At 52.3% G+C, this 17,827-nt stretch carries 15 protein-coding genes; all 15 read right to left on the bottom strand.

The genetic code is table 11. From position 1 onward, the window contains the following. Nucleotides 1-8: 8 nt before the first annotated feature. On the bottom strand, nucleotides 9-1,682 hold the full coding sequence (locus BQ2674_RS06830) for a ShlB/FhaC/HecB family hemolysin secretion/activation protein (RefSeq protein ID WP_075573051.1): 1,674 nt from the start codon (nucleotides 1,680-1,682) through the stop codon (nucleotides 9-11). 332 nt (nucleotides 1,683-2,014) lie between these two features. Next, a complete protein-coding gene (locus tag BQ2674_RS06835) occupies nucleotides 2,015-2,569 on the bottom strand; it encodes a hypothetical protein (RefSeq protein ID WP_075573052.1) in 555 nt (184 codons plus the stop codon). After that, nucleotides 2,559-2,741, bottom strand: coding sequence for a hypothetical protein (locus BQ2674_RS06840; protein ID WP_075573053.1), 183 nt, complete (start codon nucleotides 2,739-2,741; stop codon nucleotides 2,559-2,561). The genes BQ2674_RS06835 and BQ2674_RS06840 overlap by 11 nt, the downstream gene beginning before the upstream one ends. An 87-nt stretch (nucleotides 2,742-2,828) precedes the next feature. Beyond that, entirely contained in the window at nucleotides 2,829-3,344 is a 516-nt protein-coding gene (locus BQ2674_RS06845; protein ID WP_235828831.1) for a hypothetical protein, read from the bottom strand. Between the two features lie 275 nt (nucleotides 3,345-3,619). Continuing rightward, nucleotides 3,620-4,174: a hypothetical protein gene (locus tag BQ2674_RS06850; RefSeq protein WP_075573055.1), complete on the bottom strand. Its 555-nt coding sequence runs from the start codon at nucleotides 4,172-4,174 to the stop codon at nucleotides 3,620-3,622. Next, nucleotides 4,164-7,646: a hemagglutinin repeat-containing protein gene (locus BQ2674_RS06855; protein ID WP_316244730.1), complete on the bottom strand. Its 3,483-nt coding sequence runs from the start codon at nucleotides 7,644-7,646 to the stop codon at nucleotides 4,164-4,166. Before BQ2674_RS06855 ends, BQ2674_RS06850 begins: the two co-directional genes overlap by 11 nt. 91 nt (nucleotides 7,647-7,737) lie before the next feature. After that, complete coding sequence (locus tag BQ2674_RS08605; RefSeq protein WP_075573057.1) at nucleotides 7,738-10,506, bottom strand: filamentous hemagglutinin N-terminal domain-containing protein; 2,769 nt, start codon at nucleotides 10,504-10,506, stop codon at nucleotides 7,738-7,740. Nucleotides 10,507-10,693: 187 nt separating this feature from the next. Continuing rightward, nucleotides 10,694-11,737 carry a sulfate/molybdate ABC transporter ATP-binding protein gene (locus BQ2674_RS06865; protein WP_075573058.1) on the bottom strand — a complete coding sequence of 348 codons (1,044 nt, stop codon included), beginning with the start codon at nucleotides 11,735-11,737 and terminating at the stop codon, nucleotides 10,694-10,696. Next, nucleotides 11,728-12,405, bottom strand: a complete 678-nt coding sequence (gene modB, locus BQ2674_RS06870; RefSeq protein ID WP_075573059.1) for a molybdate ABC transporter permease subunit — start codon at nucleotides 12,403-12,405, stop codon at nucleotides 11,728-11,730. Before modB ends, BQ2674_RS06865 begins: the two co-directional genes overlap by 10 nt. A 10-nt stretch (nucleotides 12,406-12,415) precedes the next feature. Then, nucleotides 12,416-13,258: a molybdate ABC transporter substrate-binding protein gene (gene modA / locus BQ2674_RS06875; RefSeq protein ID WP_075573060.1), complete on the bottom strand. Its 843-nt coding sequence runs from the start codon at nucleotides 13,256-13,258 to the stop codon at nucleotides 12,416-12,418. Between the two features lie 30 nt (nucleotides 13,259-13,288). After that, nucleotides 13,289-14,224, bottom strand: a complete 936-nt coding sequence (locus BQ2674_RS06880) for an MOSC domain-containing protein (protein ID WP_075573061.1) — start codon at nucleotides 14,222-14,224, stop codon at nucleotides 13,289-13,291. Between the two features lie 2 nt (nucleotides 14,225-14,226). Further along, on the bottom strand, nucleotides 14,227-15,213 hold the full coding sequence (moaA, locus tag BQ2674_RS06885; protein WP_235828832.1) for a GTP 3',8-cyclase MoaA: 987 nt from the start codon (nucleotides 15,211-15,213) through the stop codon (nucleotides 14,227-14,229). Continuing rightward, a complete protein-coding gene (gene moaC / locus BQ2674_RS06890) occupies nucleotides 15,176-15,676 on the bottom strand; it encodes a cyclic pyranopterin monophosphate synthase MoaC (RefSeq protein WP_075573063.1) in 501 nt (166 codons plus the stop codon). The genes moaA and moaC overlap by 38 nt, the downstream gene beginning before the upstream one ends. A gap of 8 nt (nucleotides 15,677-15,684) precedes the next feature. After that, complete coding sequence (locus BQ2674_RS06895; protein ID WP_075573064.1) at nucleotides 15,685-16,704, bottom strand: molybdopterin-binding protein; 1,020 nt, start codon at nucleotides 16,702-16,704, stop codon at nucleotides 15,685-15,687. Nucleotides 16,705-16,867: 163 nt separating this feature from the next. Then, nucleotides 16,868-17,683 carry a formate/nitrite transporter family protein gene (locus BQ2674_RS06900; RefSeq protein ID WP_075573065.1) on the bottom strand — a complete coding sequence of 272 codons (816 nt, stop codon included), beginning with the start codon at nucleotides 17,681-17,683 and terminating at the stop codon, nucleotides 16,868-16,870. Between the last annotated feature and the right edge of the window lie 144 nt (nucleotides 17,684-17,827).

Genomic DNA, 17,827 nt, shown 5'->3' on the forward strand with positions numbered 1-17,827 from the left:
TTGCATATTTACCACCTCCGGCTGAGCGTAAAACCGAAGGCTCTGCCCGTTCGGTGCCCTTGCGGTTTGTATAGCGGCGTCCCTGCAAAAACGTCATACGAAAAGCCGGGCGAAATATCTCCCCGCATGCCCACGACAGCACCGGCAAGGGTTCTGCCTGTCCCCATCCGTGCCGAAGGTCCGTATACGGCACCTGCATCGATACCGGCGTATGCGGAGCTGTGCAGTGCCGGGATATAGGAAGAAACTTCACTTTGCACGTACCAGCCGCTTTCTCCCATGAGCGTATATTCCCCGTCAAACCCCCGCACCGTGTACCGGTTCCCTATGCTGATCATATCCACGCCGTACAGTCTGTCGCCGCCGGTCGTCCACTGCCCGTGTAAAGAGGAGGAAAAGACAGCCGGCCGGTGTCCCATCGTAAAGGGATGTGTATATTCGGCATCGATGAGCCACATGTGATACCGGCTTTTCGGGGCGTCCGTATCCTTCGATTCCGCCTGCGCTCCGAAAAGACCTATACCCCGCCGATACCCTAAGCGTGTATAGACCGTATCCTTGCCCGTGTAAAGGCGGCGGGATATCCCTACCTCCAAGGCCGTCGTATGCAGAGCCTGTACGGGAATCTCCATGTCGTTAATGTAGTAATGCGAATGCCGTTTCGTAAGGCTTACGTCCATGCTCGTCTTTTGCCGCCGCGTCCGGCTCAGGACATGGTCCCACGTAATGCCGCTCCGCTTCGTCTTGCCCGTACTGATAAAGGAATAAGGCCGTTGCCGCACGTGCTGCCGATAATCATAATAGCTGTAAAAGAAGGAGAATGTATCGTTGCCATGAGGAATGCGGTAGTACAGGTTATGTCCCCGTGTGCCGCGCAGGTAGCCGTCACGCATGCCGTCTCCGTTTATACCGATAGACAGTATATCATTGGCGTATAAAGGCTGATCTATGGAAACAGAGGCGCTCCACTGTACTTTCCCCGTATCGGACAGTCCGGAGTTATCGAGGGATAAGAGTCCGTGAACCGGACGAGTACGCTTGACCGTAAGCTCTATATCCGTAAGCTCCGGGTCTTGTGTAGGCACGAGTTTCACGGCCACATCCTGGGAAGACAGCCGCTTCATCTGTTCCAGCCCCTGCTCTATGAGGCGAAGGTTAAGAATATCCCCTTCCCGTATAGGAAAGGCCGAGCGCCACGGCACACGGGCACTGTCTTCACTGTAACGGACCGTGCGCAGCCGTCCTGCAAGAAGATACAGGCGCAGCACACCGTCCTGCAAATTTTGTTCCCGCAGGAGTACGCGGCAGGTGGCATAGCCTTTTTCGAGGAGCACCGTATTCAGCTCATCTACAAGCTGTTGAATGGCAGTGCTGTCCATTTGCCTCCCGGCCTGCGCCTGTGCCCTATATGCCAAAAAGGAAAACTCCTTGTCCGCATGTTCCACCTCTATGGAGCGGATATAAAAGGAAGTTCCCCCCGGCAAAGCCGTCGAACTCGGATGCTCAACTGCGGCAGTACCGATTACCGCCTGCGGCGCCAGCCTCCGTTCCGAACGAATAAGCGCCTCCTGCCGCGTCTGCTCGAGCTGTTCCTGCCGTACCGGCATGGAAGGTGAAGCGGCTTGTATCCATGTACAGCAGGTTGCAAAGAAAATGGCGATGCAGATTGAGCGATATTGCATTATGACTCGTCCTCCGTCTCTAAAAAATAGTAAATCCTTTCTCTTTCTAATTTGCCAGTAAAATATAAATTCCTAAAATAATCGATATGCCATATACAATATTTAATTCTCTAAGACAGGATTTCGTTGTTACTGCCAAGTGATGCCACGAAGCAGCTTTTTCTGAGTCGTTGTTGTCTCTAGTGTTACCCACTTATCTCGTCCCCTGTTTCTATTAAACGGCTGATTTCAAGATGGCTATTAATTCTTTTTTCTTTTCCATCTAAGAATAATTGCAATCGCGCTTTCATAGCGAATTTCGCTGTGGAATGTACTTTTCTCTTTACTCCCGGCTATAGAGAATCTAATCCTCTCTCCTTCTCCAAATACCCATCTATCTTGTCCGGGAAATGAATACATTTTCTTCTGAAATAAGCCTCTTTACGTGGATTTCCGGTCTGCTTTAATTCCATATAAATAGCTCTGTCTATTTCCGACACATCTTGCAACGAGTCCCTTAAAATCAGTTGCTCCCCGAATTTATCCTTAAACCGCTGTAATGTAGTCTCAAATGGCCCCATAAATTCGTCGGGCACATAGTTATAGTAAGCCGAATTATATACTTTCTCCACGCTTCCGCCGGGAAGTACATCGGTCTTGGTATATCCCGATACGCCATAGGTATATAAGTATGGGGGACTGTAGGTATATCTAAACACCCATGGCTCTACCGCAACGTTTGCCTCATCATGAATGAGCCTAATATCGGAAATAAATTCATACCGCAGCAGGCCAAAATATTTTATGGAATCCAATTCTACAAAGCCGATAGCAAGCCAACCCAGAATAACCAAGAGGATATATATCGTTACCTTTACCGCCTTCACCGGCCTTCGCTCAATATTCATTTAACTTTTCCTCCACATAATAGCCTTGAAATATGGGTCGGGAATTAAGGCGCGCCGTATCGCCTACGTTTACGGCAAAGCCGCCGTCTCCCGCATAGATACCGGCCTGTTCGGTCACTCCTATGTAGTCGCTTTCTATCTTCCTCTTGCTGATAGTGACCGTAATCTCCATGTTTCCTTTTTTAGTTTTGTAAAGGTCGATACATATATAAAACTACTTTCAGTGGCATTGTTCTGATAAGGATACACCCTGAGTTTTTTATAATTCCTCCAAACAAGTCTTCATAGCAGAGATATCCTCTTGTTTTTCTAATCCACGACGAAGGATCTCGTCAAAATACCAGATCTTTTCAGATTCTCCTTTGATTCTTAAGGTTTGGTATATCTGCCGATCGCCTTCTGACACGTCCTGTAAAGAATCCTTCAAAATCAACTGGCCCCCGAATTTATCCTTAAACCGCTGCAATGTAGTTTCGAACGGTCCCGTAAATTCTTCTGACACGGTTTGATAATAGCTCCGGTTATAAACCTTCTCGACTTTTCCAAAGGGGATTACATTGGTCTTGGTGTATCCCGATATTCCATAGGTATATAAGTACGGTGACTCGAAATAGTACGCAAATATCCATGGTTCTATAGCAACATAGACGTTATGCTGAATAAGGTTTCTATCGGATTCCATCTCATACCGCATCATCCCAAAGTATTTTACCTTATCTACCTGTATAACATTCACGGTAGACCAGTACATACCATATAAAATAATAAATGCCATTACCGTCAACAAACTCCATGCTCTCATCCTAATTGTCATCTCTATTTCACCCTATATAATTCTGCCAACGAAAAGGTAACATCATAAGATCAGCAGCTTCCTTTGTCGTTGCAATCGTTTCCGGGGCGATAGACGATTTGACCGAGACGCGTCTATCTTGCTGACACCCCCTCATATAGTAAATATAAAAGAAAGTGCCCTTCGGCAAAGCCGTCAAGCTCGGCTGATCTGCTCTCATTTTTTCAAAACAATAAACTATTATTCTTTACTTCCGGCTATAGAGAATCTAATCCTCTCTCCTTCTCCAAATACTCATCTATCTTGTCCGGGAAATGAATACATTTCCTTCTGAAATAAGACGTTCTACGCTCTTGCCCAGCTTCTTTTAACCCTAAGTAAATATGTCTATCCATCTCCGACACATCTTGCAACGAGTCCCTTAAAATCAGTTGTTTCCCGAATTTATCCTTAAACCGCTGTAATGTAGTTTCAAATGGCCCCATAAATTCATCGGGTACATAGTTATAGTAAACCGAATTATATACTTTCTCTACGCTTCCGCCGGGAAGTACATCGGTCTTGGTATATCCCGATACGCCATAGGTATATAAATACGGGGGACTGTAGGTATATGCAAATACCCATGGCTCTACCGCAACGTTTGCCTCATCATGAATGAGCGTAATATTGGAAATAAATTTATATCGCAGCAGGCCAAAATATTTTATGGAATCCAATTCTACAAAGCCGATAGCAAGCCAACCCAGAATAACCAAGAGGGTATATACCGTTACCTTTACCGCCTTCACCGGCCTTCGCTCAATATTCATTTAACTTTTCCTCCACTTCCTTCAATGAAAGGATAACATCATACGTGGTCTTAAATGCATAGGTCTTCCTCAGTCCGGACTGCTGTACCAGATATGCCGCTCCAAAGAGATCTCTAAGATGCGCATCAATTGGGCTATGATTCCAATTATCTGTTATTGTTATTTTCGCCGCAATTAAATCCGGACTTATTTTATATATTGTTACGATTGAGGTAGCCGACCCTAATCCAAGCGCAAGATCTCTTCCATACGAATAAAAGCTGTTTGACGTCATAAACGTAGGCATTTTCACACCCTTATTTCCTACATTCCTTATAGTCTGACTAACAAGAAAGATGCTTAAAGGTACATTTTCCCGCAATACCCTGTTGACATTAGATTCCTTCCCGAATTCAAATATGGGATAGCCATTTTTTGTATGTTCGACATTCGTAATGCCATACTTTTTGTAATCAAGCTGCATCACACCGTCTTTCTCGTAATGATCCAAAAACACATTAAGCAAATCTCTGGCTAATGGCATATCGTATTTTTTAGAAAGCTCAGCACGCGCTTCTAACAGTTCAAGGGCAGCCTTGTTTCTTTTGGCGGAATCGTATATTTTTACATTCTTTTGTTTATCAAATTCATCATTATATTCGTTTACCATACTTTCATACGCTTCTTTCCGCATCTTTTTAGCATGGTCATCCAAATTCAAGCCGCTAACCGTAGCCTCTATCCCTTCACCACCATAAATGGGATGCAGTTCAATTGGCGCGGAAGGCCGTTCTTCTTCATCCAGGAGTCGGCATTTCTCCAATACGGCATCCCGCTCTTCCTCCGTTTTACATGCATAATATTCTGCATTAAGTGCAAAAAATTCTTCATGCGTTAAATAGTTCCATTTCGTGCCGCTCAATGCCGCGGCACTTCCTATACTGCGGGTTTCCCCGATAAGCACATTTGTCGCGCCGCCGATGAGGAAAGCAGTCCACTGCCGCACGGCCGGGTCTTTTATACTACGCAATTCTTTTTGCACCAATTCATTTACTCCGGCGCCGAAGCTTCCCGCCTTAAAGGAGCCGCCGCCGATTTTGCTCATAACTCCCCCGACAAGGGCATGGAGCATGACTTTATTGGCCCCGCCATCCTGCCATGCCTTCCACTCTTCATAGCTTTTGGCATGGCGCTGCCGATAGGCTGCATAGTCGCCAATGGCTTTAAATGTTATTTCACCGAATTCTTTAGCTAACAACTGCCTCTCTTCGAGCTTCTTCTTGTCGAAGATTTTCCCCAGCTGATTCAGAGCGTTGGCCGTATCCCTGTTTATCCCGGTAAGGTCAACGTCTTCCTTAGTCGTTGTAATCGTTCCCCATGCGATGGCGGATTTCGTCGCGGTATGTACGTCCTTCTGTACACCAGGCAAGACATCCGGCGTAAGGCCCGTCTTGTTGTAGTTTGCATCCCGTTCTTCTTTACCGGCGTACTTGTTATACGCTATGCCCTTGTTGTCCAGCTTGTACGACGCGCTGTTTTGTATATCCTCCATGACAAGATGCCCCGTAGTCAGGCTGTTCTTTTCCGCACTTGCCGTGCTGCCGATAACGGCCCCTTTAAGCTGCGTCGTATCGCCCACGTTTACGGCAAAGCCGCCGTCTCCCGCATAGATGCCGGCCTGTTCGGTCACTCCTATGTAGTCGCTTTCTATCTTCCCCTTGTTAATAGCGGCAGCGGCACCCGCTCTTCCCGGTGTATAGGGTGCCGCATACTTGCTCAGGTGACTGTATTTGAGCCATTCCGGCGCCTTTTGTCCCGCTGCGAAGGCATACGATATTCCGCCCCCTATAGACGAGCTGTTGCCCCGGTAGGTATCTCTATCCTGCAGGCTCTCTACCGTAAGGTTCCGTCCTGCCCGTACCTCCGCCCTATTGCCCCCTATCTGCGAGCCGATGAGGACCGTATCGGTTCCGGATGTTGTTTTCAGCGTACCGGCTGCAAGAACCGTGGTGCCCGTATAGGTCCGTTGTTCAGTTACGCCCGTTTCCTTTGCTTTCGAAAACGACGCGTCCGCGCCCGTCACCGTCCCGCCTGTAAAGGTCACACCGACAGACGCCCCCTTGCTCGTATAGTCCGTCGTTTCACGGCGCACGTTCTCGCCGGCATCCAAGCGGATGTCGCGTGACGCATGCAAGGTGACGTCTTTCCCCCGTAGGCTTTCGCCGGTGGCGTGAATGGTTCCTTTTGCCTCTGCCGCGCTGTCTGCAGCAATATGGATATGTGCACCACTAATAGTCCCGCCGACGTAGGTCTTTCTCTCTTCCCCGTAGGCCTGCTTATATGACGACGAGCCGAGGCCCACATGAATGCCCGGCCTTCCCGTACCGTTCCTGCCGATGTCCTTGACGGTCTTACGCAGGTCCTTGATCCCTTCGCCCAGTTCCAGCAGCTTCAAGGTCCCGTTGTCCCTTGATGTTGCCGTTCTGTACGTACTGCGCGCACCTTCCGCGGCACTCACGACGGGACTGCTCACGCTCACCGTAAGCCCCGACCGCGATTCTTCGTGTGTCCGCTTCTCGTCGGCGATGTCCTGCACGCCGTCGAGGGTAATGTCTTGTGCCGTAAGGGAAACACCCGTCTTGCCGCTGACATCGGTTCCGGTCAACCGAGCCGTATCGCCGGCATGCAAAGAAACGGCGCCGTCTGCAGAAATAATCGCCGTGCCCGCGTGCGTCGTAAATTCGCCGTCATACGTGTCCCTTGTCTTCTTCGTGCCGATGAAAAGTCCCAATCCCGCACCCATGATGCCCGATTCCTTTACATGGTGATACGTATCTTCCCTATCGTACCGGGCCGCTGCACCGGTCGTGAGGCGGCGGCCTGCGTCTATGGCTGCCCCGTCTTTGCCGGCAACTGTCGCCGCCGTCATGGCGATGTCCCGTTCTCCCTGAAGGGTTACGGTCTTTCCCGCCACGACCGTACCCAACACGCGTTCATGGTCGTCATGGGTCCTGGTCGTTGTCGCAGACGAGGACATAAGGCCGTGTTCCTTGTGCGTCAGGCCGTAATCGTCGACGGAGCGTTCTTTTCCTGCCGTAAGGCCTATATCCCGTCCTGCCGACAGGGTAACCGCCCCGTCTTTGCTGTACACCGCCGCCGCACGGGCCTTTATATCCCGGCCCGCTTCCACCGTAACCCCGCCCTTGCCGGCAAGCGTTGTGCCCAGCTCACTTTGCCGCTTCATACGCAGGTAGTTGTCGCCGTCCGCGGTCATGTCCTTCTGCATGGAAAGCGTCTTCGCCGCAAGGGTTACGTCCTGCCCGGCATTCAGGACAACGGCTCCCTTCTCGCCAAGGGCCTGTAAGGCGGCACCTGCCAGCCGTATATCCTTTCCGGCACTTACGATGAGGACGCCGTCCGGTCCCGTAACGGCAATACCTGCCGTACGGGTTGCCGTGTCTTCATTGGCCAGGTGCGCTACGCCGGTGTCCATGGTGACGTTGCGACCCGCCGTTAGGGTTACCTTGCCGTTGCCCGTAATACGCCCGTCCTGCCGAATGTCTTCGCTGCTGTGAAGGGCGATATCACTCCCGGCCAGATTCCCCGTATTGGTTATCTTTCCGGCCCGAACGGACAGGCTGTCTCCCTGTATCAAGCCTGCATTCTTTACAGCCTCTTTCGTGTCGATGACCAGTTTCCCGGCGCTGATAAGGCTCCCGTCGGGCAGAAGCCGGATGACCGTATTCGGCTGCAGGTATACGCGCGGATACAGGACGGTCCGTGTTTTCCCGTCTACAGTAACCGTTTTCGTCTCCAGCCACACCATATCCGCCGTAAGGGCCGCCGCCCGCTCTTTCGACAAGGACACGCCGGGGGATAGGCCCACGTCCTCGGCATAGGCGATTCCTGCCTGCATCAAGGCCCTTGTACATGGCCTCATCATCCGTATAGCCGTCCAGGTATCTTTTTCCCGTCCGGTTTAAGATCTGGTCGCGTATAAGCCCCTGTTCATAAAAGCCGTCACCCAGCCGCTTCGGCAGCTTATCCAGGTCCCAACGCATCTGCCCGTACATATAATCCGACGAGAGAAACCGCTGCCCGTTCGTAAAGGCCGGATCCGTTTCGATGACATATGCGGCCGTACTCTCCGGATGAACGGTATATATGGCGGGAACGGGCACTTCCGCCCCCGCTTCCAGGGGTACATGGTCTTTATAGGCGGCGACACCGAGAGCTTCCGGGGAGGAATAGGAAATATCCGGCGTCAGGAAGACTTCCGCCTTATACCCTCTGCGCCGTGATTTATGCGGCCACCGCCGCTTATACGTATAGCTTGCCTGCGCCGTACCGACCGTAACCGTTTGCCTGTACTTCTCCGCCGCCCTGTTGTCTACGGCTCCCGTTACATGCAGGGTCTTGCCGGAGATCATACGGCTGTTGTCGTTTATAAGGCTTCCCTCAATCGCCATGTCGTCACCGCTGCGAATGAGGCCGCCGTTCGTCGTTTGTACGACCTTTTCCGACGACTGTGATTCGGTGCGCATAACGGTGTAGTCGTGGATCGGGGCATCGGCCGTCTCTCCCAGTGCCGCGTTATGCCGCACGGCTTCCGTATTATGAGCCGTAATCTTTGCCTGCAGTTCTTCCAATATTGCCGCAAACTTCGTATCCCAGGCCGTCTGCGGCGCCCCTTCTTCCGCCGGGCGGGCGCTTTCCATCGGCGTTACGCCCAGGGTGGTAAAGATAGGGTCATTCCATTCGTAGTTGGCTATCTTTTTCCCGACTTCTTCTTCCGGGACAGGCTGTGCGCCGGCCGCTATCTCTTCCGCCGTCGGCTGCGTAATTCTGTCATAGGCCGGCGCGTACTGTTCCATGGCACTGCCGTGATGATGCGCGCCGTAGCCGCTGCCCAAGCTCGAAAACTCGTCTTTGGCGAATATCCGTCCCCGCTCGGGGTGGTCGTATTGGTCGATACGAATTGTATCGGGATTGGTTGTCCACGCCCCGCCTATGCGTTTTGCCGAAAAGGCGCCGTTTGTATTCTCCACGGCCGGTGCCGCAAGTGTCATGGCGCCGAGGCTTTCTATGACGGCTCCCTTGTTGGTAATCGTATTGCCGGCACGAAGATGCATGGCCCTGCCGCTGTACAGCATGGCTCCGGCGGCATTTACCACCTTGTCGGCGGCGTTGACGGTCAGCGTCTTTCGCGCGGCCATGACGGGAGACGGCATTTCGTTCATGCGCGCCGTTACGGCTTTTACGGCCTGCAGCTTTGCATCATAGGCTCGGGACGCCGTTTCGATACGTTCATTATACGCCGCCAGGTCTTCCTTCGCCGTAAATTTCGTAACGTCCGCACCGTACGCCTCGTCCAGTTCCCGTTCCGCCTGTCCCAAGGCGGCAACCGCCCTTTCCAGTTCTTTCTCCAAGGCCTCGTCTTTGCGGTTTGTAACGACTGTTCCCTGCAGCGCAATGTCCCCGCCGTACAGTTTTCCCGTGCCGCGGTTTACGATAGTTGCCGCCTGAATGCTTACCTTCTTGTCCGCCGCAATGAGGCCCTCATTATCCGCCGCACCGGCTTTGATCGTGACGTTCTCCCCGCTTATGCGGCCGTCCTTGCGCGCATGCAGGCTCCCGTCCGCTTCCAGCACGATATCCCCGGCGGCTATAAGTGTTCCGGCCGTACGTACGCCCAGCCCCTTCTCCGTGCCGATGAGATAAATTCGGTTCACATACATGCCGCCGATGGCCGCCACGTCAAGGGCCACCTCCGGCTTACCGTCTTTGCCTCTCGTAACCGTCAAGGCGCCCGTGTCATAGTCTATGTCGTTGGCTCCCGTAACGATGCCTGCCTCCTTTGCCCAGATGCCCGCGTTGATTTCGGCCGCACGTGTCAGGACGGTCAGGCTGTCCGCCCCTCTTGCGTCCAATCCCTTGCCGTCTACGCGCACCGTCCCCTGCGCCACCTGCAGTGTCCTCAGGCTCCCGTCACTGCCGTACTGCGGCCTTCCCGTCGTCAAGACGGCGCGACTCGTATTGATGAATCCGCCGCCGTTTACACGGATGCCGTCGGGATTGGCCACAACGACAGAAGCCGCCCTGCCGGCCACTTCCATAAATCCGTTGAGGGCCGTAGGGCGGCCGGAGGTCACTTCGTTTACGATGACCTTGGCGGTGCCGCGATTCATATGGGGGTTACCTTGCACGTACCCGGCAAGCTGCGTTTGCGTCGGCGTGTACGAGTTGTTGAGGACGGCGCCTCGTTCGGGGACGTTGAAGTCCGCGTACCGGTTGCGCGACACGCCGCCTGCCGTAGGCGCCGTAATCTGCCGTCCCAACCTCTGCCGTCTCATTTGCCTCCGCCTCCTGTATAATTCAAAATATTACAATTTATGTATTCAGTATAACACAAATTTATTTCATTTGGCATATATCCGTTAAATTTAGAATACACCGCATCAGCCGCTACGATCTTGCAAAAAGAGGATGCAACATTTCGGCTAAGCGCTCCAAAGTGCTGCATCCTCTCAAAGTTATCCTTTACCTATACAAAAGCAGTATATCCTCAGATGCCACGCCCAGTCGTTCCGGCAAGGCCGCCGGCCGCCGGTCTTTGGCGAAACGCCACCAAATATGCTGCGTGCCTTCCTGCTGGTCGGCATAGCGGAATTTCAAAACCCACTCAAAGGGCTGCTCTATCTCTTCGACTATGCGCAAATTGAAGGCGTTGCGCTCTTCGTCGATCTTAAACGCGTGAGCGCGCACGCCTACGGCACAAAGGTCGTCACCGACCGCTTCCTCCGTCGTAAAGGTCACGCCCCAGCCGGGAACGTTCACCTCATGCTCGCCCGCTTTCGCGGCGGCAATAATGTTCTTGCAACCCGTCAAGGCGGCTGCCGCCTTTGTCCGCGGCGCTGCAAAAACATCTTTTGTCCTGCCGAACACTTCCAGCCGTCCCGCCGAGAGAATCGCCAGGGAATCACAAAGCTGGTAGGCTTCATCGCGGCTGTGCGTGACGAGGACGACGTCCTTTCGGAAACGTGCCAACGTCTCGCTGAGTTCAATCATCACCTTTTCCTTCAAATAGCTGTCCAGCGCACTGAAAGGCTCATCAAGGAGCAAAACGTCCGGCTCGTTCACGAGAATGCGCGCCAAGGCGACGCGCTGTTGCTGTCCGCCCGAAAGCTGTCCCGGTTTCTGCCGTTCCAACCCGGTCAGACGCAGACGTTTTACCATGGAGTCGACGATTTTCCTCTTTTCCGCCTTATTGCAGTTCTCCCGAATACTGTGGAAAATATTTTCTTCTACGGTCATATTCGGAAAGAGGGCATAATCCTGAAACAAATAGCCTACGCGCCGCTCCTGCACAGGTACGTCTATCTTTTTTTCGCTGTCGAAGAGAACCTTACCGTCCACGCCGACAAGTCCCCTGTCCGGCGTCTCAATACCGGCAATGCATTGCAGTGTCTTGCTCTTCCCGCAGCCCGACGCACCCAAGAGCCCGACGACGCCGCCGGCGGAGGAAAAGGAGAGATCGAGGAAAAAATTTCCCAGCGTTTTTTGCACGTTCACATCTATTGCCATGCGCCGACCCTCCTCTGCCGCGCCCGTTTTTCCATCATGTTGACCGTAAGCAGGACAACGGCACTGATGACGATGTTGATAACAACCCATATAAAGGCGCTGTATTCGTCATTGGTCCGCCACAGCTGATAGACTGTCGTCGAAATGGTCGCCGTATTGCGGGGAATGTAGCCGATGAGCATGCTCGTTGCGCCGTATTCACCGAGAGCTCTCGCAAAGGCGAGGACGACGCCGGCAATAATCCCCTGCTTGCACGCCGGCAGACGAATACGCCAAAAGATGAACCGTTCCGACAGCCCCAAGGTGCGCGCGCTCCAAGCCAGATTTTCATTGAAGCTTTCAAATGCACCCCGTGCAGTGCGGTACATGAGCGGAAAGGCGACGACCGCCGAGGCGATAACGCCGCCGTACCAGGTCATGACGAACTGTATACCCATATCCTTCAGAAATATTCCCACAGGATGGGTAAGCCCGAAAACGAGGAGCAACAGCCAGCCGCAGACCGTCGGCGGTAAAACCATCGGTAACGTAAGAAGGACGTCCAGGACGCCCTTCAACAACGGCGGCAGCTTCGCGATGCGGTGTGCCGCGAATATACCCAGAAAAAATACAATTATGCAGGATATGCCCGCAATACGCAGACTGTTCCATAGAGGGTACCAATCCATAAGCCCGCTCCTATACGCGGCTGAACCCGACGCTTTCAAATACCTTCATAGCCGCGTCGCTCTGTAAGAATGTAAGGAATTCTTTAGCCGCATCCTGATTTTTGGAGTTCTTCAAGATAGCTGCGGGATAAATAATTTGACCGCACATTTCCTTCGTAGCCTGATCAATCGGTTTTAATTTGGCACTGAACGCATCCGTAGCATAGACAACGCCGCAATCCGCACTGCCTTCCAACACTTGTGTCGTTACTTCCTTGACGTTTGAGCCGTACGTAATGTTGCCGGCAGCGGCAATCGCCTTTTCGTCAAGATTATAGAACTTGAGGATTTTTTCCGTATACTGACCGACAGGAACGTCATTGTTGCCCATGACGAGACGAATGGAACCGTCTTTTAACTTGGTTGCCATGTCGTTAAAGCTTTCCACATGCTTCGGATTGCCTTCGGGCGCTACGAGGACAACCTTGTTTTCCAAGAGGTCAATACGCGAATCGGATTTGATGAAATCCAATTTATCGGGATTTGCCTTTTCATCCTTCGCCGCGTCAAGCTGATTCATCTGTTTCTGTGCCGCCGAAATGAAGATATCGCATTCCGCGCCGTTTTGAATCTGTTTCTTCAGCGTTCCCGAAGAATCGAAGTTGAACGTAATTTCCACGTTCGGATGGTCTTTTTGATACTCTGCCGCCAGCTTGTTCAACGTTTCCGTCATGCTTGCAGCCGCAAATACTGTAAGATGCACTTTATCCTTCCCCCCGCTTTGTTCCGCCTGTTTCTCCTGTCCGCAGCCGACAAGACCGACGGCCATCGTCGCTGCCAGTGCCAATCCGACAAACTTTTTCCATGTTTTCATGTTTTCTCCGCCTCCTGTTAAGGGTTTCATTTATTGTTCGGCACAGTCTCTTGCCCCGTAACGAAGCAGTTCCAACGGATGAAAGACTGTATCCATAAAAACATCCATACACTCCCGGCACGCCTTGGGGCTGCCCGGAAGATTGACGATCAGCGTTTTCTTGCGCAGGACGCTGACGGCGCGGGAGTACATGGCGCGCTTCGTCTTTTTCAGCGATTCGGCCCGAATCGCTTCCGCCACACCCGGGACCTGTCTGTCCGCTACGGCAAGAGTAGCTTCCGGCGTAATATCGGACGGAGCGAATCCCGTACCGCCGGTCGTTATTATTATATCTACTTGCCGCTGATCCGACAAGCGACAAAGCTGTACTTTTATCTGTTCTTCATCATCCGGCAGAAGCAGCTTTTCCACTACTTCAAAACCGCGTTTTTCCAACTCCGACGCAATGAGCGGTCCGCTTTCATCCCTGCGCTGTCCCCGGCACCCTTTGTCGGACAAGGTAACCACCGCCGCCCGATAGGGGCGCGGCTCCTTTCGTTCTTCCATCACAAGTTCATCTCCCGTCTGTAAAATACCTCCCTGCAATACGCGCGCAAACACACCTTCCCGCGGCATGATGCAGTCGCCGACGGAGTGGTAAATGGCACAGTGTGTATGGCATTCCTTGCCGATTTGCGTCATCTCCAAAAGAACTTCACCCGAGCGCAGCAACGTACCGACAGGCATTTTCGCGAAGTCAAACCCCGAGACGACCATGTTTTCACCGAAAGCGCCGAAACCAACGTGAGCACCGCACTTGCGAAAATTTGCTATCTTGTCGGCCGACAAAAGACTTACCTGACGGTGCCAGTCGCCGCCATGCGCATCGCCTTCAATGCCCCAGCCGACAATAAACCGTGCTGCCGGAACGGCTTCTTTTTGAATGCCCCGCCTTGTACTGATACACAGAGCCTCTATTTTCCCCATCCTTATCCCCCGATTTGATTCATTGTCTTTCCTTCCGTAATTTCTTCCCTTTCACCGAAGCAGTGGCCCTGCGGTTTCTTGCCGATCGCCGCGGCGATGGCCTCTTCCAAAGTTCCGCCGGCCTTACCGCGAAGGACGGCCTTCAAATCAACGCCCACGTAGCAGAGGCAGGACTTCAAAAAGCCCGTACTCGTCAGGCGCAGGCGATTGCATGCATCACAGAATTTATGTGTGTTGGCCGCAATAAAGCCGATAGAACCGCGCATATCCTCACTTTTCCAATAGGTTGCCGGCCCGTTGCCATGCGTGCCGCCGTCAGGCCGCAGGTCCGTATATTTTTGCTGCAGCACGGCCAAAGCGTCCGCTTCGGTCAAGCCTCTTTCAAAGCGGCCGATACCGATAGGCATGACTTCAATGAAGCGCACGTCGACAGGCATAGCTTTCGCTAAAGCTGCAAGCGGCAAAATCTGACTCCTCGTCTGTCCGAGCATGACGGCATTGACCTTCGTGCGAATACCGCTTTCCGCCGCGGCCGTCAGCGCGGCAACAACCCGTGTCAGGCCGTCGGTCCCGGTAATATCCGCAAATTGCTCTCTGTCCAGCGTGTCCAGACTGATATTGATACCGTCAATGCCGATGCGCACGAGTTCGGGCAAATGCTCTTCCAGATATATGCCGTTTGTCGTGAGCGTCACGGCGCGCACGCCGTCCATGGCCTTGAGCTCCGCCATAAAAGGAATGATGCCGCGCCGAATGAGCGGCTCGCCGCCTGTAATCTTGAAGGCATTAATACCCAAACGAACGGCAGTGCCGCAAACGGCCAGAAACTCTTCATACCGCAGTATTTCTTCATGACACACGTCGGACACGCCCGCGGGCATACAATACTTACAGCGAAGGTTGCATTTGTCCGTGACGGAAATACGCAGATAGTTTATATTTCTTCCCAGCTTATCCTTCACTTTTTTGTCCTGTCTTTCTGTAAACAAAGTGACCGCTTTTGCCGCCGATTTTTTCGGCTAAATGTATATTCGACAAAACCATCTCCCTGTCGACAGCCTTGCACATGTCGTAAATAGTGAGAAGCGCCGCTGAAACGCCTGTAAGCGCTTCCATTTCAACACCCGTCCCGCCTTGGCACTTGACGGTACACGTCACCTCAATGCGGCACGCCTCGTCATGCAAAGTAAAATCGACGGCACACTTCGACAAAAGCAGAAGATGGCAAAGCGGAATAAGCTCGCTCGTCCGCTTGGCGCCCATAATGCCGGCAACACGTGCCGCCCCCAGGACATCACCCTTAGTCATGCCGCCGTTCCTAACGAGGTCATAGCACTCTTCGCTCATCGTAATAAAGCCCCTCGCCACAGCCGTGCGTGACGTAATGTTTTTCTCACTCACGTCGACCATGCGGGCGTTTCCTTTTTCATCTATATGTGTAAGTTCTGCCATAAAGCCTCCTACTTGCCGAAGCCGCAATTGGGAAAAGTACAGACGGGACAGTCCAGGCAGAGGCCGCCTTCACCCATGCGGGCCAGGTCGGCCGCGCTTACGGGCACGCCTGCCATAAGATAGGGCAGGACGAGGTCGAAAATCGTCCGCTTCGCGTACATGACGCAGCCCGGCAGGCCTGCGACGGGGCGGTTGTCATCCGTATAAGACAGGAGAAACATAGCGCCGGGCAGGACGGGCGCGCCGTAGGAGACGATGCGATTACCCGTGTTTTTGATGGCCAAGGGCGTCTTGTCGTCCGGATCGACGCTCATACCGCCCGTACAGAGAACCATATCCATGCCGGCAGCGAGCATATCAGTAATGACCGCCGTAATCCTTGACGGCTCGTCGCCGAGAACGACGCGCATTTCCACAGCTGCGCCGAACTCGCCCACCTTATACCGGATAACGGGCGTAAATGTATCGTCAATACGGCCGTAAAAGACCTCATTTCCCGTAACGACGAGGCCGACCCGTTTTTTTGTAAAAGGCCGGACCTGAAAAACGGGTCCGCCTGCAGCGGCCGCCTTCGCCTCTTCCATCTTCTTCTTCGCGATGACCAGCGGGATAACCCGCATACCGGCCAGCTTATCCCCCTTCTTCACGGCAAAGCCGCCGTGACGGGACGCAATCATCATTTCACCCAAGGAGTTGACGGCGACAAGACGCCTTCTGTCGACGGTAAGCAGGCCGTCGCAGTCGGCAATAAGCTCGATTTTTCCTTCCTTCGGAGCCGTGGCGTGCATACAGGTACCCATGGAGATATCGCGCAATATGGCGGCACCGTCGTCTTCGTGCAGCATCGTTTCATCGTTTTCCCACACGAAGATATTCTCCTTGCCTACGGACAAAAGAACGGGAATGTCTTCCCTGACGATTATATGGCCCTTGCGAAAGACGGGCCCCTTTGTAACGCCGCGAATAATCTGCGTTATATCATGACACAGTACTTGACCGACCGCGTCTTCCGTTTTAATGCATTTCATTGATAAATACCTTCCCGGTTATAATAAATTCGCCTATATATGACAACCGGCTCGCGACAAAATGCCGGAACCGGTATCTGGTGTTCATTATAGAATATTTTCATGTAAATATCCAATCATTTTACTAAAACGCTCCGCCCGTACAGCTGTCGAATTAAAGCTTTTACCGTTCCGTTTTATGATAGCACTTCCAATAGACGGTGCCGACCATGAAACTGCCGCCGATAATATTGCCGATTGTAACGGGAAGGAGGTTGCCGATAAAGAAATTGCCCCATGTAAGCATGGATAAATCCACGCCCTTTGCAGCGGCTGCAGCGGCATAGGCCGGATCCATGGATGCGAATATACCTGCCGGAATATAATACATATTGGCAACACTGTGTTCAAATCCGCAGAGAACGAAAAGGAATATCGGCAAATATACACCGGCCAATTTTTCCGTTATTGTCGTTCCCGCAGTAGCGATCCAAACGGCAACACAGACGAGGGAGTTGCAGAATATACCCAGAATGACGGCGCTGATAGGAGATAAGGACACTTTTGCTATAGCCGTCTTCATGGTAACCATGGCAACACCGTTGCCGAAGAGAGAAAATTGATGGGCCTGAGTCATTAAAAAGGCGACCACCAAAGAACCTATGAGGTTGCCCACATATACGAGAATCCAGCAGCGGAGCATCTTACCGACCGTGATTTTCCTGTCCAGATTGGAAATGAGCATCAAACAGTCACCTGTAAACAGTTCCGATCCCGCCAGGACAACCATGGCCAAACCGGCCGGAAAAATGAGAGAACTGATGATTTTTGCAATACCCGGGTTTTCCATCATACTGCCGCCCGTGTTGGCCCCGACGGCTGCCAAGGCAATGTACATGCCGGCAAGAATTCCCAGCAGAATTGCCTTGGAAACGCATAAATTTGCTTTCCCCAGACCGATACCGTCAAACTTCTCCGCAACTTCTTGTGGTGATAACATAACGATTCCTCCTTGTCTCACGCAATAATCATTTGTTTGCATATATTGCATGACTTTCGGTTATTAGTATACTATTCCCGTTTCATTCGTCAAGTATTTCGTTGTGTATACATTTTTCTTGCAATCTTAAAATTCTGTGGTACG

Origin of the sequence: Megasphaera coli, from assembly GCF_900095855.1 — a bacterium.
Lineage (GTDB): Bacteria > Bacillota > Negativicutes > Veillonellales > Megasphaeraceae > Megasphaera > Megasphaera massiliensis_A.